Genomic DNA, 1,308 nt, shown 5'->3' on the forward strand with positions numbered 1-1,308 from the left:
AGGATGATCATCTTGCCGGTGCCGCCGAGACGCCCCGCCATCAGCATCCGCGCCAGATTGGCTTTGGTGCCGGGCGTTTCGCCTTCATAGTTGGCCAGAATGTCGCGGACGCGTTTGGTGAGCTTCATGGTCGTCTCCATCTGTTTTCCGGCCAAAGCCGAGGGGCGGAATCATTGTTGCGCAAAAGGCGCAGCGCCTGATTGTCCTAGCCAAACTTTGCCGCTTTGTCCAATCCGGCTTTTCGGACGGGGGGATTTGGGATAGAAAATGTCGGTATCGCGCAGCGGCGCGGGAATCGTGATTAAGGAGAACACCATCATGTTGTTGTTTGGCCGGTGCAGTTTGGGCGCCCTCATGACCTTGGCGCTGGCCGCGCCCGCAGCGGCACAAACCGTACCCGTTACCGATCCCGCCGCACAACGGCCCGTACTGAACCAGCGCGACTATCGCATGCAGGCAGTCAATCCTGTCCCCTACGCGCTAAATAATCCTGAGGCTGCCGCGCCAACACCTGGCGGGGCTTATGCCAAACCATCGTCGGGACAGGCTGGCCAGAAGCCGGTTTACGGTTATCCGGTGCAGAACCGCTCTGTCGTGGCCGGAAACCGCGCGCAACCCGCGCCCGCGCCGCTAGCGCCGCCGCCGCCATCGGATGCGGACGACGATTTACGCCACACCACCGGCCTCGATCTTGGGGCGCAGTTCGGCAATTACCATTATCAGGAACAGCACATCACCCAAATCGGCGGCAACGATATTTCGATCCGCGAGGACGGCTTGAAATACGGCTTGACCGCCGCCTTCACCGGCAGCCTCTATGGCGACTGGTTCGCCAAGCTCGATACACGCTTCGCCATGGGCAATCTGGAGTATGAAGGCTGGTTGTCAAACGGTACGCCCTTGGTGATTACCGACATTCCCAACTATTACGTCGAAGCGCGCGCCATGGTAGGGCATGACTGGGTATTCGGCGATTTTGCCGTTGCACCGATGGGCGGCGTAGGTTTCCGCTATTTGTTCGACAATCCGCACGACAGCAGTCAGGCCTATGGCTATGGTCGCGGCAGCCAGTATGTGTTTTTGCCTGCGGGATTCGAGTCGCGTCTGCGCCTCAGAAATCAGGATGTTGTCAGCGCCAGCGTCGAGTTCGATTATTTTCTGTTCGGCAACCAGAAGTCCTATTTAGGCGACTTGCCGTTTCCGGCCCCGGGCTATCGCTACAAAGACATCACCAACGATCAGCACACCGGCTATGGGCTGCGCGCCGAGATGCTCTATCATCATAAACGGTGGTCGTTCGGACCTTAT

General features: G+C 58.9%; 1 protein-coding gene. It reads left to right on the top strand.

What is annotated here, in order from left to right:
- Positions 1-267 precede the first annotated feature (267 nt).
- A partial coding sequence (locus Q1J43_RS00230) for a hypothetical protein (RefSeq protein ID WP_301100272.1) occupies positions 268-1,308 on the top strand: 1,041 nt, incomplete at its 3' end.

The sequence above is a fragment of the Propionivibrio sp. genome (assembly GCF_029255185.1).
Classification (GTDB): domain Bacteria; phylum Pseudomonadota; class Gammaproteobacteria; order Burkholderiales; family Rhodocyclaceae; genus Propionivibrio.